The following is a 17,742-nucleotide window of genomic DNA, read 5'->3' as shown; positions in this document are numbered from 1 at the left end:
TGTCAGTAGACGTCCTTGACGTAGCGTCCCTCTGCTTTGAGCGCAGCCAGGGCGGCATGCGCGTCGGTCTCCGATCCTGTCGCCCGGGTAAGGACCGTGGTCAGCGCGCGATCGACGTCGGGCGCCATCCGGTTCTTGTCACCGCAGACGAAGATGTACGCGCCTCGGTTGATCCACTCGTTGATCTCGTCGCCGTGGCGGAGGATCTCGTCCTGCACGTAGTGCTTCTCCGCCTGGTCCCGGGAGAACGCGACGTTCAGTCTGGTGAGGGCGCCCTTATCCTGAAGGTCGCTGAGTTCTTCCTCGTACAGCCAGTCGAAGGCTCGATGCTGATCACCGAAGAACAGCCAGTTGTCCGCTTCCCCGGCCCCTGCCTGCCGCTGGCGAAGGAATGCACGGAACGGTGCGACCCCCACCCCCGGGCCGATCATCACGACGGGCACGTCGCTCGCTGGTAGCTGGAACTCGTGTGCAGGGAGCCGACGGACAGAGAAGGGTGCGCCGTCTTGTGCTCGGGCCGCAAGGAAGTCGGTTGCCGTGCCGGCATACCTGCCGCGGGCCCCCTCGTATGCGACGCCGTTGACCGTGAGGTGGACGCGCCCCTCGTCCAGGGCTGGGCTTGATGCGATGGAGTAGTCGCGGTGTTGCAGCGGCCTCATCTCGTCGAGGATGTCTTCGATCGGCAGGTCGAGGCAGTCGAGGTCCGTGAGGACGTCGAGGACGTCGCGACCCCAGAGCCACGCGTCGAGCTCCTCCCGGTCACCGGACTGGATCAAGGCGATGATCCGCTGCACCGCCGCACTGCCCGGCTTCAGGCGCGAGAGTCCGACGACAAGTCCGGGGTGAGTAAGCCGAAGTTCGACATCCTCCCGCAGCACGCTACGCAGTGACCGCGGCTCCTCGTGAACAACGACTTCGGGGTTGCCGAATACAGCAATCCACTCGTCCACCAGGCTTTCGGGGTTGGTGGGAAATACTGCAAGGGAGTCGCCCGGCTGGTACTCGAAATCATCGTCGAAGGCGAGCTCATAGTGAACCACCGACTTCGCGGATCCCGGCTTCGACAGCTTCTGCGCGTGCACGATCCTCGCCGTCCGAACGCGCTCCCCAGTACCGCCGGTCTGCGCCTCGACGTCGGACGGTCCGGCCGATGCCGTCGTCCCACTCCACGGCTCAGCCGCCAGGAGCTGCTCGACAGCCGGGCCGGACCACTTCCCGGCGCTGAACTCGAAGTCGATGTCGCAGTCGATTCCTTCCACCACCCGCACGGCCCCGAGCGCCTCCAGCTGGCCGTCGATGTCGTGGCCGGCCTTGCAGAAGTCGTCATACATGGAGTCGCCGATGGAGAGGACGGCGTACGGCAGAGCGTCGAGAGCTCCAGGTTCCTGCCCCTGCAGCCAGTCCCAGAACTCCGCAGCGTTGTCGGGCATGTGCCCGTTGTCGTGAGTGGACGTGACTATCAGCAGGCGCTTCGTTGATGGAGGGCCCGCGTGCAGCCATTCCTCAAGTGAGAAGAGATCCACGTGCTGGCCGCTCTTGGCCGCTTTCTGGTGGATCTGATGCGCAAGGTACTCGGCGTTGCCGGTCTGGCTGCCGAAGAGGATGGTCAGCTCGGCCGCGTCGGTGGAGCTAGTCCCTTCCTGCTCGCCCTGGGCGTTCATCTCGAGTGTCATGGTCATGATGCGGTGTTGATGAAGACGGACTTGTGCTCGGTGAACCCGCGGACGCCTTCCATTCCGAGTTCGCGGCCCATTCCGGACTGCTTGAACCCGCCGAACGGAACCTGAACGCGAACGGAGGAGTTGGAGTTGACGGAGAGGGTGCCGCTTTCGATCCCGCGAGCAACGCGAAGGGCCCGGCCGATGTCATTGGTCCAGATGGAGCCGCTCAGGCCGTAGATCGAGTCGTTCGCCAGTCGGACCGCCTCCTCCTCAGTATCGAACGGGATGACGACGGCAACCGGGCCGAAGATCTCTTCCCGTGCCGCACGCGTCGCGCCGGACGGATCGATCGCGATGTGAGGTGCCATCCAGAAGCCCGCGGCGTCCGGCTCTTCACCGCGGTAGACGACCTCCAGTTCGTCGTCGAGGAACGAGCGGACAGTGTCGCGGTGCTCGGCAGAGACCAGCGGCCCGAGGTCAGTGTCGTGCGAGGAGGGGTCTCCGATCCTCATGGATCGAGTCGCGTCTACAAACGCGTCCATGAACGCATCAAGGGCGGATCGTTGCACCAGCACGCGGCTGCGGGCGCAGCAGTCCTGACCGGTGTTGTCGAACACTGCCCAGGGCGCGGCGGTCGCCGCTTTCTCGATGTCGGCATCGGCGAAGACGACGTTCGCGGACTTACCGCCAAGCTCGAGGGTGACTCGCTTCATCGTTGCCGCGCTGGACGTCAAGATGGAGCGTCCGACTTCCGTGGACCCGGTGAAGCTGATCTTGCCGACTCGCGGGTCGTCGATCAGGGTCGATCCGACCGCGGCACCGCTGCCGGTCACGACCTGGAGAAGATCCGGTATCGGAGAGACGGCGGCGGCGAGCTCGCCGAGGCGCCGAGTCGACAACGGCGTCATGCTGGCCGGCTTCGCGATGACCGAGTTGCCCGCGGCGAGGGCGGGGGCGATGCTCCAGCTGGCGATCGGAAGCGGAAAGTTCCACGGGGTGATGACCCCGACAACGCCAATCGGCTCCCGGAACGTCAGCGCCACGCCGCCGTCGACGGGGATGGTGTCGCCGGTGAGCTTGTCGATAACCCCGCCGTAGTAGCGGAACACCCCGGCGACGCTTTCAGCTTCAGCCAGCGCAGCGCGAATGGGCTTGCCGACATCCTGCGACTCGAGGCGTGCTAGCTCCTCCCGGTGCTCCATGATCGCGTCGGCGAGATCGAACATGAACTGCTGACGGCGGTTGATGGGCAGCCGCACCCAGCGCTTCTGCGCCTCCACGGCGCGCGCGACAACGTCGTTGACCTCGTCCTTCGAGAAAGCGCGGACAGAATCGATCTGGGCTTCCGTGGCGGGGTTCCACACGGGAATTGTCTGGTTCGTCATCGATCCTCGTTTCGACAGGGGGCACCGGTGCGCCGCCGTTTCGCCCCACTTTCCAACACTCCAGGCGTGCGTTTGGAGTGCGCGCAGCACGCAAAGCTGAAGGGGCATGTGCAGCACGCACATGCCCCTTCAGCAGTCGGATCGGCTGGTCAGGCCCCCATCAGGATTCTCGCTATCCGTGGCTGCGCGTTCACGCCGATGAACGCCTCGTCCTCGCCGGCGCCCGCCGCCCGGTAGAGGGCGGATCGCCTCTCTGGGTTCGCGGTTTCCAGCACCAGCTCATCGTCGGGGCTCAGAGAACCGACAACCTGGACCATTCGGCCGGCGACCTCTGTCCAGAAGTAGGGCTTAGGCGCCGTACCGCGCTGAGCACCGCACAGGTCCTCGGCGAGCTGGGTCGCATGCTGCCGAGCGGCCGCCCAGCTCTCGGTGCGTTGCAGGGACCCGTCGTCGTGTCGACGAGTCACCACGTCGCCGATGGCGAAGACCTCGCCGCGCGGCTGGTCTTCGACGACGACCCTGCCCGCCTCATCGGCGATGAGGGCACCGTCGGTGAGCAGACCGCTGCCCTGCAGCCACGCGACAGCGGGTCGAGCGCCGACCGCGCTGACCAGAAGGTCGGCTCGCAACGTCTCCTCACCTCGGAGTTCGACGGTCCAGCCGTCGCCCGCATGCTCGATGGCCGCGATGTCGGCTTTCCAGACGCACCGCACCCCGGCGGACTCCAGCCACTCCGTTGTCTCGGCGGAGAGGTGGCCGGCGAGGAGCCGCTCGAGCGGTCCGGCTGCGCGATCAACCAAAGTCGCGGTGCATCCGCGCGCAGCGAGGGACGACGCCAACTCGACCCCGATCGCGCCCGCGCCGATGATGATGACTGACCGACCCCCTTCCGTGTGCATCCGGAGCCGACGCGCATCGTCAGCGCTTCGCAGCACCAGCGTGTCCGGCGGCTCGATGGGAAGACGGGCCGGGATGGCCCCGGTGGCGATCACGAGGTTCTCGAAGGGGATGCTCCGACTCATCCCCGCCTCCTCGATCAGCAGCAGCTTCGCCGACGGGTCCACCCCTGTTGCGTGGGCGCGGACGAGGGAGACGTCAAGGTCGCTCCAGTCCACGGCGATGTCGCTCGAGTCCGCCTCCACCAGGTAGTGCTTGGAGACGGGAGGCCGGTCGTATGGCGCATCGGGGTCGCTGTCGACGACGGTGATCGGCTCCCGGTTCCCGAGTTCACGTATCCGTTCGATGAGCGCCGTCGCGGCGACCGATGCACCCACGACGACCAACTGCCCGCTCATGATTCCCCGTCAGCTCCGAGGATTTTGATCGCACGCTCGGGACAGGTGCGGATCGCCTTGCGGACGTGCTCCTCCTCGTACGAGCTTTCACGGCCCTCGATCACGTGGGCGTAGCCCTCGTCATCGATCCGGAAGGTGTCCGGTGCGATCATGTAGCACCGCGCGTGTCCCTGGCAGCGTGCGGGGTCGACCCACAGCTCAGCCATGTCAGTTGCCTCCCGTCAGTCGGATACGGAGGGACCCGACCCCGTGCCACGGCGCGTCCTCCGCGAGCTCGAACTCCGGGATGGTCGCAAGGAAGTGCTCCAGCGAGATCACCAGCTCCTTGCGGCCCAGGTTCGACCCGAGGCAGCGGTGGATGCCACCGCCGAAGGCGAGATGGCGGTTGTTTTCGCGCGTGATGTCGATGTCGTTGGGCTTCTCGTACACCTCGGGGTCGCGGTTGCCCGCGCCGAACACCAGCACGACACGCTCGCCAGCCTTGATCTCCTGACCGCTGACGGTGGTGTCCTGTTTGCAGGTGCGGGCCATCGCTTGGACGGGCGAGAGAGTGCGGAGGAACTCCTCCGCAGCGTCAGGGATGCGGTCCGACTCCTTTCGCAGCAGCTGCTGCGCTTCTTTGTTCCCAGCGAGGTACCAGAGCGAGGAGCGGATGGCCCAGGCGGTGGTGTCGAGCCCGGCGAGGAACAGGAGGTACCCGTAAGAGATCAGTTCATCGTCGGTAAGCGGCCGGCCGTCGACCTGCGCATCGAGCAGTTCTCCCATGATGCCGTGGCCGCTTCCACCATTGCGCATGTCAGCGATCAGGCGCTGGACGTAAGCGATGAGGTCGTCGCCGGCAGCCTCTGCCTTCTCCGGCGACTTGGTGCGCTCGTAGATGATGTCGTCGATCCACTGGTCGAACATCGGCCAGTCCGCCTCGGGGTAGCCGGCGAGGCGACTGAAGATGATCGTTGGGTAGGGGCGAGCGAAGGCAGCCGAGACATCGACGACGTCGTTCTGCTGGAACGCCGTCTGCACCTCGCCGGCAAGCTGCTCCGCTGTGGTGTGCATGCCCGGTTCCAGCTTGTTGATCGCCATCGGAGTGAACATCGGGAGCAGCAGCTTGCGGAAGCCGGCATGCGCTGGCGGGTCGATGTCGATCGGGATGAGCGGCATGGACGTGCCGAAGGACGGCAGCAGCATCGACGGCCCGACTGCCCATGTGTCCGGGTCCTGCTCGGCGTTGAAGATGTCGTCGCTCTTCGAGATGTACCAGAAGCCGCCGTATTTGGAGCTGTGCCCAACCGGCTTCGACTCGTGCATCGTCTCGTAGTCGTCGAAGATCGTATCCAGTGCCTTGCCGTGGAAGTCGAATTCCGCGAGGTCGTGTCGATCAGACATTAGCCAGTTTCCTTTCTTTGTGGGCGCTGGCCCGGGCGACCAGGTCGTCGAAGAGCGCATGGTTGTCGGCCGAGGTGCTGAACAGGTGCTCGGGATGCCACTGCACCGCGATCAGGTCATTCTCGGGGTCCTCGAAGGCTTCCACCACCTCGCCGGAGCGAGCCGTGACCCGAAGACCCTGCCCGAGCGTTGCCGCCGCCTGATGGTGGTAGCTGTTGACGGCCATGACCGTCCCACCGATGACCTCGGCGAGCCGTGAGCCGGCGTCGACGGCGATTTCGTGGTCCGGCTCGTGGGAGGGCCGTGTCTGCCAGTGCCCCTCAAGGTTCTGGATGAGTGTGCCGCCGCGGAGGACGTTGATCAGCTGCAGCCCACGACAAATGGCGAGGATCGGCAGTCCTCGCTGCTGGGCCTCAGCCACCAGCGCTGTCTCGAACCGGTCTCGGAACACGCTGACGCCGTAGACGGAGTCATCGGGCTCCTGGCCGTACATCTCCGGGGACAGGTCTCCACCTCCGGTCAGGAGGAGTCCGTCGAATCCCTCCAGTAGATCGGAGGGGACCGTCTCGGTGGCGGGCAGGATGGCTGGGCGCCCGCCAGCCGACACGACGGCGTCGGCGTAGTTGAGCACCTGGAGGGTGGAATCGCGGGGGCCGAACGCGGAGCGCTGCTCGCTGCGCTCGGCGCTGACGGCGATGAGCGGCGCGGGCATCAGTAGATCGTCCAGCCGCCGTCGACGAACAGCGTGGTGCCGGTGACCCAGCTCGCCTCGTCGGAAGCAAGGAAGGCGACACCGTTGGCGACGTCTTCCGGCTTGCCGATGCGTCCCAGCGGGGTGCGCTCGAGCAGCCAGTTGCGCACGTCCTCGTTGCCGAGCGCCTCAGCGGTGAAGGGCGTCTCGATGAAGCCGGGTGCAACGGCGTTCACGCGGATACCGGAGGCAGCCGCCTCCACAGCGAGCGCGCGGGTCAGCTGAAGCAGCGCACCCTTCGACGCGTTGTAGTGGATCTGCGGGTGTCCGCTGCTCGAGATGACGATGTGGGCTTCGACGGAGGTGATGTTTACGATTGCTCGCGTGTGGTCGCCGTCTCCGGCGCGCAGCAACCCGTAAGCCTCGCGCGAGACCAGGAACGGCCCGGTCGAGTTCACTGCGAAGACCTGGTCCCATTCGGCGCGGGAGAGCTCCTCGAACGTGCCGAACTTGACGATGCCGGCGTTGTTCACCAGGACGTCGAGCCGGCCGAATGCGTCTGCGATCTGGGCGAAGCCGGCCTTGACCGAGTCCTCGTCGGCGACGTTCGCCTGTACCTGCAGGACTTCGGGGCGGTCGCCGAAGACGCTGTTCAGTGCATCGGCGTTGAGGTCGATGGCGGCCAGGGTGGCGCCGTCGGCCAGCAGCTTCTCGGCGATGGCGCGGCCGTTGCCGGAAGCGGCGCCCGTGACGGCGGCGTAACGGCCTTCGAGTCGGTTGCTCATGTGTTATTCCTTCGTGCTCGGATCGGTTTGGTTAGATGTGCTCGAGGTAGCGGGCGACTTCCCAGTCGGTGACCGCGGTGTGGAACTGGCGAACCTCCCACCGGCGCGTCTCCGCGTAGTGGCGGACGAACTCCTCGCCGAAGTACTCCTTCGCCAGGGCGCTCTCCGCGAAGACCTCCGTGGCCGGCTCCAACGAGTTCGGCAGCCGCAGGGAGGCGTCGGTGTCCTTCTCGTACGCGTTGCCGATGACAGCCGGCGGTGGCGTCAGTTTCTGCTCGATGCCGCTGAGCCCGGAGGCGATGTTCGCCGCCAGGACGAGGTATGGGTTCGCGTCCGCGCCTGCGACTCGGTTTTCGACCCGGGCAGCGGGGCCGGCGGACGGGATGCTGCGGATGGCGACGGTCCGGTTGTCGAGGCCCCAGGTGGAGCTGGATCCGGCCCATTGGCCGCCCTCGACTCGCTTGTAGGAGTTGATGGTGGGCAGGTAGATGGCGGTGAGATCGCGGGTGCCGGAGACCAGGCCGGCCAGGTAGGCCATACCCAGCTCGCTGAGCTCAGCGGGGTTGCCTGGATTGGCGAAGAGCGCCTCACCGCCAGCTTCGCTCACGAGGCTCTGGTGGACGTGCCCGGAGGAACCGGCGTGGTTCTTGTTCACCTTCGCCATGAACGATGCGGTCAGCCCGTGCTGGGCCGCGATCTCCTTGACGGTGTTCTTCAACACGAGGGCGCTGTCGGCTGCCCGCAGAGCGTCGCCGTAGTGGATGTTGACCTCGAACTGACCCGCTCCGTGCTCGCTGTTGCTGGCCTCGATGAAGACGCCCTGATCGGCGAGCCTGTCACGGATCAGCCCGATGACGTGATCGGAGCCGGTGTCTCGGTAGACGCTGTACGTGTGGTTGCCGGTCGAGATCGGCTCGAGGTCACGCCAGGAGCGACGCGAGAGTTCACGCGCGGTTCCCTCAAACAGGTAGAACTCGAACTCGTAGGCGCAGATCGGGGCGTAACCCAGATTGTTCGAGCGTTCCACGACCCGCTGCAGTACCTGCCGGGGCGAGATGGGCAGCAGTGATCCGTCGGGCTGGTAGATGTCGCAGATGACGGACGCTACGCCGGGCTCGCCGGGAACCGTGCGGAGGGTGGAGAGGTCGGGGCGAAGGTTCACATCCGGGTAGCCGGTGTGCCATCCGGTGAACGTGAGGTCCGAGATCGATGCGTCCTCGATGTCCCAGCCGAAAAGGATGTTGCAGATGTTCGTGCCTGCGGAGTACGCCGCTTCGACGAAGTACTGGGCTGAGAGCCGCTTGCCGCGCCACAATCCGTCGATGTCCACCGCACCGAGCTTGATGACCTTGATGTCGTGCTCTTTGACGAATGATTCGACGTAGCGCTTCGGGTCGTCGATCAGAACCTCTTTGTTCATAGATGCAGCCTTTCTTTCCGGCTTCAGTGTCGCGGTTGTTCCAAAGGTGAATCGTTAGTGAAGCTACGGCGGGCGCCGACCGACGTTGTGTGCGTGATGCACACGCTTGGGAGCGGTCCGGTGCAGCGCCGACCCCGTTCAGTCTCTCCGACGCGAAGGCCCGGGTGCGCGTTCTGCACACCCGGGCCTTCTAGGACGTGGGATATAGCGACGTCAGGCGGTCGGTTCGGGATCCCGCTCCACGAGCGGTACGGCGAGCGCGTCCGGCTGCTCCTCCTCGTCGTAGATCTTGCCGATCCGTGCATATCTCTCGGGGCTGCGGCGGCGGAGGTATAGGGCGAACGCAACGCCCGCGATTCCGATCAGCGCCACGTACAGCGGTATGAGGTTCACGACGAGCACGTCGGCCCCGGCAAGGAACGGGATGTAGATGATGAGCAAGACAAGGACACCAGCCTGCGCAAGCACGCCGATGACCGGCGCAATGAGCGTCTTCCAGACCTCACCGGGCCCGGAACGGCCCACCCTGTTGAAGTACCTGATGACTGCGATGGAGACCAGCAGCTGCACGAACACCACCCCGGCAGTGCAGAAGATGGGCAGCCAACCACCCAGCTGAAGGAGCGGGTCGGCGCCGGCGAGTGCGAAGAGGGCAATCACGACGATCGCAACAATGCCCTGGACAGCGTTGGCGACGTACGGTGACCGGTGCACAGGGTGAGTGCGTCCCAAACTCGCGGGAAGGATGTGGTCTCGGCCCATCGAGAACAGGTAACGGGACGCGTTGTTGTGGAAAGCGAACGCGCAAGCGAAGAAGCTCGTAACGACCAGGAAGTCCAGAACGTCTTGGAAGAAGAGCCCCGCGAAACGACCCGCCATTTCGAAGAAATAGTTGGCGCCGAGCTCCTGAGCCTGTTTGACCGTGTCCTTCCCGAAGCCGACGATCCCGGCGTAAGCGACGAAGGTGTAGAACACGCCCAGGGTAATCACGGCGATGTAGGTCGCGCGTGGGACGGCCCGCTTCGGGTCCGACGTCTCCTCGCCGTAGATCGCTGTGGTCTCGAATCCGATCCACGACCAGAAGGCGAAGAAGAGCCCGATGCCGATGGCGGGGGCCGCTACGAACGTTGCGGGGTTGAACGCCTCAGGCATCTGGCCCTCGCTGCCGCCCTTCACGACCGTGAGCAACGCCACGATGAAGATGATGATGATCTCTAGCCCGAGCGCTACACCCAGCACACGACCGGCCATCGTCACCTTGAAGTACGACAGCAGCCACATCAACGCGACTCCGACGATGGAGCAGATCCACCACGGGACGGACCACCCGAGGTACTTGTCGAGCAGCGACGAGAGGTAGAACCCGAGTCCGCCGCTGATGGCCGGGACGATCATGCTGTAAGCGACCATGATCGTCCACCCGGCACCGAGGCCCACAGGCTTCCCCAGCCCCTGGGTGGTGAAGTTGTAGAAGGCTCCCGAGGCGGTGATGCGTTTCGCCATCTGGGCGAACCCGACAGAGAACACCAGCAGGATGATGGTCGCCGCCGCGTACGTGAGGGCCGTGGAGAACCCGGATCCGTAGGCGTAGGAGATCGGGATGTAGGTCGAGACCACGACCAGCGGAGCCGCCGCTGCTGTCACCATCAGCACGATCGTCAGGAACCGTATGGAGCCCTTCAGAAGGCCCGTTGACGCCTCCGCTGTTCCCCGCTTTCGGGTTGTGTTTGTCGCCATTTCTAGGTATCGCCTCTCAGTGCTTACTGCATCAGTAGGTCGCCCTGGATCGAGCTGGAGCAACGTCGATCGAAAGCTCGCCCTCGAACTATCGGGATTGCGGCAAACTAGCGACTTGACGCTCACCCGCCGATGTGAAGTCTGACCATGATCCGGTCCCCGTGTGTGCACCTGGACCATGATCGGTCCGCGGCGATCAGCCCAGTCGCACTCCCCCGGCGTTGCGCCCTCGGATGATGTGTCCGAAACGAAGGGTCAGCGCGCGTGCACTTGAAACCAAGAGCTTGTCGGACTCGGCCACGCGCTGTGCCTGGCGGTCGTAACCGGCGCGCTCTGCCGGACTGGTCTCGGTTCGCCACGCGGCGAAGCGTTCCGGGGTCACCTCCGGGTGGAACTGGACCCCCCATGCGGCATCACCGACGCGGAACACCTGATGCGCGTACGCCATGCCGGTACCGAGGAGTGCAGCATTGGAGGGCAGCCGGTCGATGACGTCGTAGTGCATGGTGGCAGCTGAGAAACGCTGCCCCAGCGAGGAGACAAGGGGATCCGATCTCCCGGCGTCAAGCCAGCGCACCTCCACGACGCCGCATTCCAACCCCGCGCGGCCACGCTGGACCGTCCCGCCGGCAGCAAGTGCCAGAAGCTGCGCACCAAGGCAGACTCCCAACGTGGGGACGGATCTTGCGAGCGCGTCCCTCAGCAACTCACGCACGTCGAGCAACCACGGGTGCAAGTGGTCGTCGGTAGCCGCCATGCTGCCGCCGAGCACGAGCAACGCGTCCGCGTCCACTTGCGCGGGTACCGTCTCCCCGAGATAAGGGCGGATCGTCCTGAGCTCGAATCCGTCCTCTGCAAGCCACGGCGCCATCCGGCCGAGATCGTCCTTCTCGTCCGGCTGGATGATCAGGATGACCCGTCTTGCCGCTCCCGGTTCGACCATGTGTCCCACCCTTTCGTCAATCTCGTCGACGGCTTCTAGCTCGCAGTTCAAGACGACCACCTCGTCAGGTTGACCCCATGTGAGGCGGGCACATGCTGCGCCACAACAACGTGCAGCGTGCACTCCACCCGGCTTCGACAGCCGGAGAGTATGCCATGACAGTCACTGCGCCGATGGAGGACGGAAGGAAGAGATGGCTCGCATTCCGATCACCGCCGCCGTCCTCGAGACGCCGGGAGAGCCCCTCCGTGCGACAACGGTCTATCTGGACGAGCCCGGACCTGGGGAAGTGCTTGTGCGCACTGAGGCAGCAGGGCTGTGCCACAGCGACCTCCACTACCTCAACGGTTCACTTGCAATCGTCACACCCGTCGTGCTGGGTCACGAAGTCGTCGGGCGCGTGGACCAGGTCGGAACCGGCGTGACCCGGCTGCGGCCCGGGGACAGGGTGGTCGCCACCGTCACACCGAGCTGCGGTGCGTGTTCGCAGTGCGTGTCGGGTCATCCGACCCAGTGCCTTCGGGTCGGTGAGCTTCGCGAGCGTGCGGAGCCGCTGATCGTCGACGCCGACGGCGTCGAGGTTGGATCACTCGCCGGTATCGGCGCATTCGCGGAAGCCTTTGTCGTCCGGGAGGCGGCGCTTGCCCTCGTGACCGATGATGTCGACCCTCTGGCGGCCTGTCTGCTCGGCTGTTGCATCAGCACCGGCGTCGGCGCGGTGGTCCACGGCGCTGCGGTCTCGGCAAGCGACACAGTGCTGGTCATCGGCTGCGGCGGCGTGGGCATGGCAGCCATTCAGGGCGCACGGATCTGCGGCGCCCGCCGCATCGTCGCCGTCGACCTCCACCCGGAGAAGCTCGAACTGGCCCGCCAGCTCGGGGCCACAGATGTGATCCTCGCATCGGACGACGTTCGCGGAAGGGTCGACACGATCGCGCCGAACGGGGTCACGCGGGCTTTCGAAGCCGTCGGACGCCCGGCGACCGCGGAGCTCGCATTCTCACTGCTAGCGCCCGGCGGAGTGGCGACCATCCTCGGCCTCATGCCCGAGGGCAGCCGCATCAACGTGGACGCGTCCGCCCTGATCGAAGGGGACCGCAAACTCCAGGGCGCCTACATGGGAGGCAACCGCTTCCTCGCCGACATCGACCTGTTGACGGATCACCACCGCACCGGTCGACTTGACCTCGAATCGATGGTTACCGGCGTCGTCAGCCTGAACGACATCAACGATGGATTCGACGCGATGCGAGACCCCCAGTCCATCCGCACCGTCGTCGACTTTCGAGGAAAGGTCCCCGCATGATCGACGTCCCCGTCCTGCCGACCCGCTCGTACGTCGACGGCGTTTGGCGCATGCCTGCGGAGCAGATCGGTGTGCTCTGCGACCCGAATACCGGCCGAACCCGCCAACCTCAGCTCAGCACCGAACTTCCTCGCGTCGAGGACGCCTTGGCCGCCGCTCAGCGCACCTTCGAAACCGGGGTACTGGAACATGCCGGCACAGCCACCCGGGTCGAGGTTCTGCGTGCATGGGCGCTGCGCCTCGACACCCGCGCTGAGGACATCGCACTGCAAGACGCAATCGCTACAGGCAATCCGCTGACCACCACCCGAGTCCTTGCAGGCTCTCTTGGCGACCGAGTCCGTGGAATCGCTGACCAGGCCGCCGCTGTTGGCGACGACAAAGTGCTCGATGAGCGCTACCGCGTGCGGCTCCTAAACCGGCCGCTCGGGCCGACCCTGGTCCTTGCGCCCTGGAACGCTCCCACGTTCGTAGCGGTGTCAAAGCTGGCGGCCGCGTTCGGAGCAGGTTCCCCCGTCCTTCTCAAGCCGTCCGAATGGACTCCAGGCGGCGTACAGATCGCTTTTGAAGAACTGACCGACACCCTGACCGATTTCGCCATCACCGGTTCCGTCGCCCAGCTTCTTCACGGAGGAGCTGCAGTTGGCGCAGCGCTGTCGTCCGACGAACGGATCAGGGTCATCACCTTCACTGGCGGCCTCACTGCTGGCAGGGCGGTAGCTCGTGCCGCGGCGGAGACGCTGGCGGTGACACAACTGGAGCTGGGGTCGAACAACCCAGCCATCGTGCTCGCTGATGCCGACGCCGCGGAAACCGCCCGCCTGATCGTTGCCGGAGCAACCCGGCTCAACGGTCAGTGGTGTGAAGCGCCCGGAAAGATCCTCGTCTCGGCTGAACTCCACGACGAGCTCGTCGACGCGCTGGTCGCCGAAGCTGAACGACTGCGAATCGAGAACTGCCTCGAGCAGGACTGCGATCTTGGTCCGCTCGCCTACGAAATGCACCGCGACCGGCTCGTCGGTCAGCTCGCGGCCTACGAGGCTGAAGGCGGCACCGTGCATCGAGCAGGCCGGATGCCTTCGCTGGACGGATGGTTCTTCAACCCGTCCTTCGTCACAGGGCTGGCGGCCGATCAAGCATCCGACGAGATGTTCGGCCCCGCATTGACCATCCATCGGACGGCGTCCGTGGAAGACGCTGTCCGCGCGGCCAATCGCGCCGGGGGCGGCTTAGACGGCTTCGTCTTCGGGGTCGATGAAGACGAAGCGCTCCGCGTGGGTGCTCGCATCCGCGCGGGCGAAGTCCGGATCAACGGCGCCCACATGGCCGACCTCGCGGACGGATCCGAACAGACGTTCTGGGACGCGTCCGGAGTCGGCGGGCATGGCCCCGCCCAGGGCGTCGCGTTCTACCAGGGCCGCCGCGTCGTCGGTGTCGATAACCCCGCCCTCCCGATTTAGCACCCTCCCCCGGCCGACGGCCGACCTACGAGAAAGCAGGAAAACATGATCATCGGAGTTCCCGCCGAGGTGAAGAACAACGAGAACAGGGTCGCCGCGACCCCCGCAGGCGTCGCCGAGCTCGTGTCGCACGGCCACCGCGTGGTGGTTCAGCGCGGTGCCGGCGAAGGCAGCGCGTTCTCCGACGACGAGTACATCGCCGCCGGCGGACTCGTGGTGCCGACAGCGGAAGTCGTCTGGAGCGACGCCGACCTCATCCTGAAGGTCAAGGAGCCGGTGCGTAGCGAATACTCGCTCATGCGCGAAGACCAGGTGCTCTTCACCTACCTGCACCTGGCAGCCGACGCTGCACTGACAGAAGCCCTGCTGAACAGTCGTACGACCGCCATCGCCTACGAGACGGTGCAGCTGCCCGACCGCACGCTCCCGCTCCTTTCACCCATGTCGGAGGTCGCCGGCCGACTCTCCGGACAGGTTGGAGCGAACCAGCTCATGAAGACCCAGGGCGGCCGCGGGCTCCTCCTCGGAGGCGTGCCCGGCGCCCCGAAGGGCAAAGTCGTCGTGATCGGCGGTGGCGTTGCCGGCGAGCACGCCGCCGCGATGACCGTTGGGCTCGGGGCCGATGTCACGATCCTCGACGTCAACCTCCCGCGCCTCCGCGCCCTCGACGCCCGCTTCGATGGACGAATCACGACCTTGCGCTCAAACCCGTACACAATCGCGGAGGCACTTGCCGACGCGGACCTCGTCATCGGTTCCGTGCTGATCCCCGGTGCCGCCGCTCCTAAGCTCGTTACCGACGACATGGTGGCCGCAATGCGTCCCGGATCGGTTCTGGTTGACATCGCGATCGATCAGGGCGGCTGCTTCGAGGGATCACGACCCACCACCCACGACGACCCCACCTTCGCCGTGCACGACGCGATCTACTACTGCGTTGCGAACATGCCCGGTGCTGTCCCGCGCACTTCCACCATTTCGCTGACCAACGCAACGCTCCCCTACGCTCTTGCCCTGGCGGACCGCGGCTGGCGGGAGGCGCTGAACGCTGACGCCGCTCTGGCGAAGGGGCTCAACGCACTCGGTGGAGTGCTGACCAACGCCCCCGTGGGTGCGGCCCTCGGCCGCGAGGCTTCCAGCGTCGAAGAGGCCATCGCGGCTTGACGTTCGGGCGGCACTACGAGCGCTTCGCTCGTGGTGCCGCCTCCAGTGGCACACAGAGCAGAAGGACACTGATGACCCCCACGCCGTTCACCGCTCGCGCCGACCTCGGGTTCGCCTGGAGCGTGAAGGATTCCTTCCTGCAGTACATCCGCGGCATGCACGACGGTGACATCAGCTGGCGCGACGGAGCCGCCGTCACCGACGCCGGCCAGTTCTACTTCCCGCTAACCCAGGTGAGGGGCGTCGACGGAACCACCGAACTCGGTTTCCGTGGCGAGGTCCGCTTCACCGCCCACCGCGGGCTGCTGTCCGTCTCCATCAAGGACCCGGTCATCCGCATCACGCATGACCGGGCTGAACTGGCGGTCCGCGTCGGCGACGCGGAGGAGCACATCGCTGAACTCGACCTGCCTGCCCGCATCATCGACAACGACGTCGCGATGTGGCTCGATGCCCGGTCGAAACTCGCCGGCAGCGGCCCCGAGATGTTCGGTGGCACTTACCCCGACGGTGAACCGCTCGCACCGCTCACCATCCGGATTCCTGAAGCAGCGGCGCCCGTTCGATGACGGCGCACGCCTCCCATCAAGAAGTGCCGAGCGCTCTGCTCAAGCAGAACATCGCTGGCTCCTATCCGACCGCGGTGCGTGGCCTGGGCGTGTACCTCTACGACGAAGACGACCGCGAGTATCTCGACGGTGCCAGCGGAGCCATGACGGCGAGCGTCGGTCACGGCATTCCCGAGGTCTCGCAGGCGATGCGACGTCAGGCGGAACTGCTCGCTTTCACCTATCGCACGCAGTTCACGAATGAACCGGCTGAAGAGCTGGCCCGACGTGTTACCGCTTGGGCACCCGGCGATCTGAACACCGCCTTCTTCGTCAACAGCGGGTCGGAGGCCACTGAGTACGCCATCCGCGCCCCGGTGAGTTACTGGGCGACGAAAGGACAACCCGCGAAGGTCAAGATACTGTCGCGTCAGATCAGCTACCACGGCATGACTATGGGCGCCCTGTCTTTGTCCGGGCACTCGGCCCGACGGCCAGACTATGGCAGCCTTCTGCATCCTTTCCCCGTCGCTCCGCCCGCATACTTCTACCTCCAGCGGCTACGTGCCCGGGCCTTCGCTATTTGCAGACTTCGCTCGCTGCGCTCGCTTCGCTTAGCAACCGCTACCACCCGGGCGCTGCGCCGCCTCCGCCCCTTCTTGATCCTCGTGCCGGAACGGCCAGAAGAACGATCAGGAGGTAACGGGACATGGGCACCACAAAGCAGACCCGAAGCGCAAGGGAGCAACAGGCGGAGGCACTGCACGCGTTGATCGTCACGCAAGTCCAACAGCTCGCCGACAGCGGCCAATGGCGGGCGTACCTAGAGTTCGCCCGCTCCTTCCACAACTACAGTCTCAACAACCTCCTGTTGATCCTGTCCCAGACCCCGACGCGACGATGGTTGCCGGCTTCCGACAGTGGCAGGCCAAGGGACGTCAGGTCCGTAAAGGTGAGAAGTCAATCAAGATCTTCGGGTACCGCCAGAAGAAGGTTGCTCGCGAAGACGGCAGCAAGGAGGCGCCGGAACAGCTTGAGCGAGTGGTGCGTTACTTCCCCACCCTGTCGGTTTTTGATGTCGGGCAGATGGACGCGATCGAGGGGGCTGACCCCCTCCCCGCAGATCCAACCCGCCGCCTGGCCGGCGACAATGACCACGGCATCATCACTCCGCTGACCACACACCTCGAGGGCCACGGGTGGAGAATCCACCGCTCACCGCTCAGCAGCGCGAGCGGATACACCGACCCAGAATCGCATCAAGTGGCTCTGGCCGAGCACCTTGCGCTCGAACAGGAGGCCAAGACGCTTGTCCACGAGACTGCGCACATCGAACTCCGACACATCGACGACGTCGCTGAGTATCGCGCCCACCGCGGTCGGATGGAGGTAGAAGCCGAATCGGTCGCCTACATCGTCGCCGGCCTATCCGGCCTCGACACCAGCGCATACAGCATCGGCTACATCGCCGGGTGGGCTGATGAGGATACAGTTGTCATCCGCGAGACCGCGCAACGGGTACTGAGAGCAGCGCACACGATCGCGGAGATCATCGATCCCCGCGACTAGACAACCGCCACATCGAGGCAAGAGCCCTGACCCTACTGGGCCGGGGCTCTCTCATGGCTGCAACGCAACCGAGTAACGACCGGGCGAGAGACCGTTTGCGGAGCGAGTCATGGGAGCGACGCAAGAGAGAAAGGCGACCCGAGAATGAACCGAGGAACCGAAACGGAGGCGGAAGGGACGAGGGATAGAGAGACGTGATACACGGACACACGAGATTCAAGCAGCGGACGGGACAAGGCAAAAGGAGCGAATGCACGCAGGCACTTAAGTGAACGGGCCCCAGCTGGGCACGCTCTTTGGCTCCCGTCGACGACTAATTGTAGTGCCCAGGGACGTTGTTTGATCTGGTTGTCGTGACATGGCGAGAACCTCCGGTCAGAGTGGAGCTGCTTAGA

General features: G+C 65.3%; 16 protein-coding genes. 6 read left to right on the top strand and 10 right to left on the bottom strand.

Translation table 11 applies throughout. The features are described from left to right. Positions 1 to 2 precede the first annotated feature (2 nt). The 10 genes from P5G59_RS06070 to P5G59_RS06025 form a co-directional block, all read right to left on the bottom strand. Complete coding sequence (locus P5G59_RS06070; RefSeq protein WP_301217028.1) at positions 3 to 1,679, bottom strand: diflavin oxidoreductase; 1,677 nt, start codon at positions 1,677 to 1,679, stop codon at positions 3 to 5. After that, a complete protein-coding gene (locus P5G59_RS06065) occupies positions 1,676 to 3,046 on the bottom strand; it encodes an aldehyde dehydrogenase family protein (protein ID WP_301217027.1) in 1,371 nt (456 codons plus the stop codon). The genes P5G59_RS06070 and P5G59_RS06065 overlap by 4 nt, the downstream gene beginning before the upstream one ends. A gap of 149 nt (positions 3,047 to 3,195) precedes the next feature. After that, entirely contained in the window at positions 3,196 to 4,341 is a 1,146-nt protein-coding gene (locus P5G59_RS06060; protein ID WP_301217026.1) for an NAD(P)/FAD-dependent oxidoreductase, read from the bottom strand. Further along, on the bottom strand, positions 4,338 to 4,547 hold the full coding sequence (locus tag P5G59_RS06055) for a ferredoxin (protein WP_301217025.1): 210 nt from the start codon (positions 4,545 to 4,547) through the stop codon (positions 4,338 to 4,340). Before P5G59_RS06055 ends, P5G59_RS06060 begins: the two co-directional genes overlap by 4 nt. A gap of 1 nt (position 4,548) precedes the next feature. Further along, a complete protein-coding gene (locus P5G59_RS06050) occupies positions 4,549 to 5,724 on the bottom strand; it encodes a cytochrome P450 (RefSeq protein ID WP_301217024.1) in 1,176 nt (391 codons plus the stop codon). Further along, entirely contained in the window at positions 5,717 to 6,436 is a 720-nt protein-coding gene (locus tag P5G59_RS06045) for a gamma-glutamyl-gamma-aminobutyrate hydrolase family protein (protein WP_301217023.1), read from the bottom strand. The genes P5G59_RS06050 and P5G59_RS06045 overlap by 8 nt, the downstream gene beginning before the upstream one ends. Further along, positions 6,436 to 7,200, bottom strand: coding sequence for an SDR family NAD(P)-dependent oxidoreductase (locus P5G59_RS06040; protein WP_301217022.1), 765 nt, complete (start codon positions 7,198 to 7,200; stop codon positions 6,436 to 6,438). The genes P5G59_RS06045 and P5G59_RS06040 overlap by 1 nt, the downstream gene beginning before the upstream one ends. 31 nt (positions 7,201 to 7,231) lie before the next feature. Further along, positions 7,232 to 8,620: a glutamine synthetase family protein gene (locus P5G59_RS06035; RefSeq protein WP_301217021.1), complete on the bottom strand. Its 1,389-nt coding sequence runs from the start codon at positions 8,618 to 8,620 to the stop codon at positions 7,232 to 7,234. A gap of 213 nt (positions 8,621 to 8,833) precedes the next feature. Beyond that, positions 8,834 to 10,420 (bottom strand): APC family permease, encoded by a 1,587-nt coding sequence (locus P5G59_RS06030; RefSeq protein ID WP_301217020.1) that lies wholly within the window; start codon positions 10,418 to 10,420, stop codon positions 8,834 to 8,836. Between the two features lie 133 nt (positions 10,421 to 10,553). Further along, the gene (locus tag P5G59_RS06025) at positions 10,554 to 11,360 is read right to left on the bottom strand and encodes a type 1 glutamine amidotransferase (protein ID WP_301217019.1); all 807 of its coding nucleotides are present in this window, start codon (positions 11,358 to 11,360) and stop codon (positions 10,554 to 10,556) included. 133 nt (positions 11,361 to 11,493) lie between these two features. On the opposite strand from P5G59_RS06025, the gene P5G59_RS06020 reads away from it, so the two are divergent. From P5G59_RS06020 to P5G59_RS05995, 6 genes are all read left to right on the top strand, one after another. Beyond that, complete coding sequence (locus tag P5G59_RS06020) at positions 11,494 to 12,606, top strand: Zn-dependent alcohol dehydrogenase (RefSeq protein ID WP_301217018.1); 1,113 nt, start codon at positions 11,494 to 11,496, stop codon at positions 12,604 to 12,606. Further along, positions 12,603 to 14,066 carry an aldehyde dehydrogenase family protein gene (locus P5G59_RS06015; RefSeq protein ID WP_301217017.1) on the top strand — a complete coding sequence of 488 codons (1,464 nt, stop codon included), beginning with the start codon at positions 12,603 to 12,605 and terminating at the stop codon, positions 14,064 to 14,066. Before P5G59_RS06020 ends, P5G59_RS06015 begins: the two co-directional genes overlap by 4 nt. Before the next feature lie 45 nt (positions 14,067 to 14,111). Then, entirely contained in the window at positions 14,112 to 15,230 is a 1,119-nt protein-coding gene (gene ald, locus P5G59_RS06010) for an alanine dehydrogenase (RefSeq protein WP_301217016.1), read from the top strand. Between the two features lie 71 nt (positions 15,231 to 15,301). After that, positions 15,302 to 15,799, top strand: a complete 498-nt coding sequence (locus P5G59_RS06005; RefSeq protein ID WP_301217015.1) for an HtaA domain-containing protein — start codon at positions 15,302 to 15,304, stop codon at positions 15,797 to 15,799. After that, the gene (locus tag P5G59_RS06000; protein WP_301217014.1) at positions 15,796 to 16,551 is read left to right on the top strand and encodes an aminotransferase class III-fold pyridoxal phosphate-dependent enzyme; all 756 of its coding nucleotides are present in this window, start codon (positions 15,796 to 15,798) and stop codon (positions 16,549 to 16,551) included. The genes P5G59_RS06005 and P5G59_RS06000 overlap by 4 nt, the downstream gene beginning before the upstream one ends. A gap of 127 nt (positions 16,552 to 16,678) precedes the next feature. Then, positions 16,679 to 17,347, top strand: coding sequence for an ArdC-like ssDNA-binding domain-containing protein (locus P5G59_RS05995; protein ID WP_301217013.1), 669 nt, complete (start codon positions 16,679 to 16,681; stop codon positions 17,345 to 17,347). The last annotated feature ends 395 nt before the right edge of the window (positions 17,348 to 17,742 follow it).

Source organism: Leifsonia virtsii (assembly GCF_030433675.1).
Lineage (GTDB): Bacteria > Actinomycetota > Actinomycetes > Actinomycetales > Microbacteriaceae > Leifsonia > Leifsonia virtsii.
This window is presented reverse-complemented; position numbering and strand designations above follow the sequence as displayed.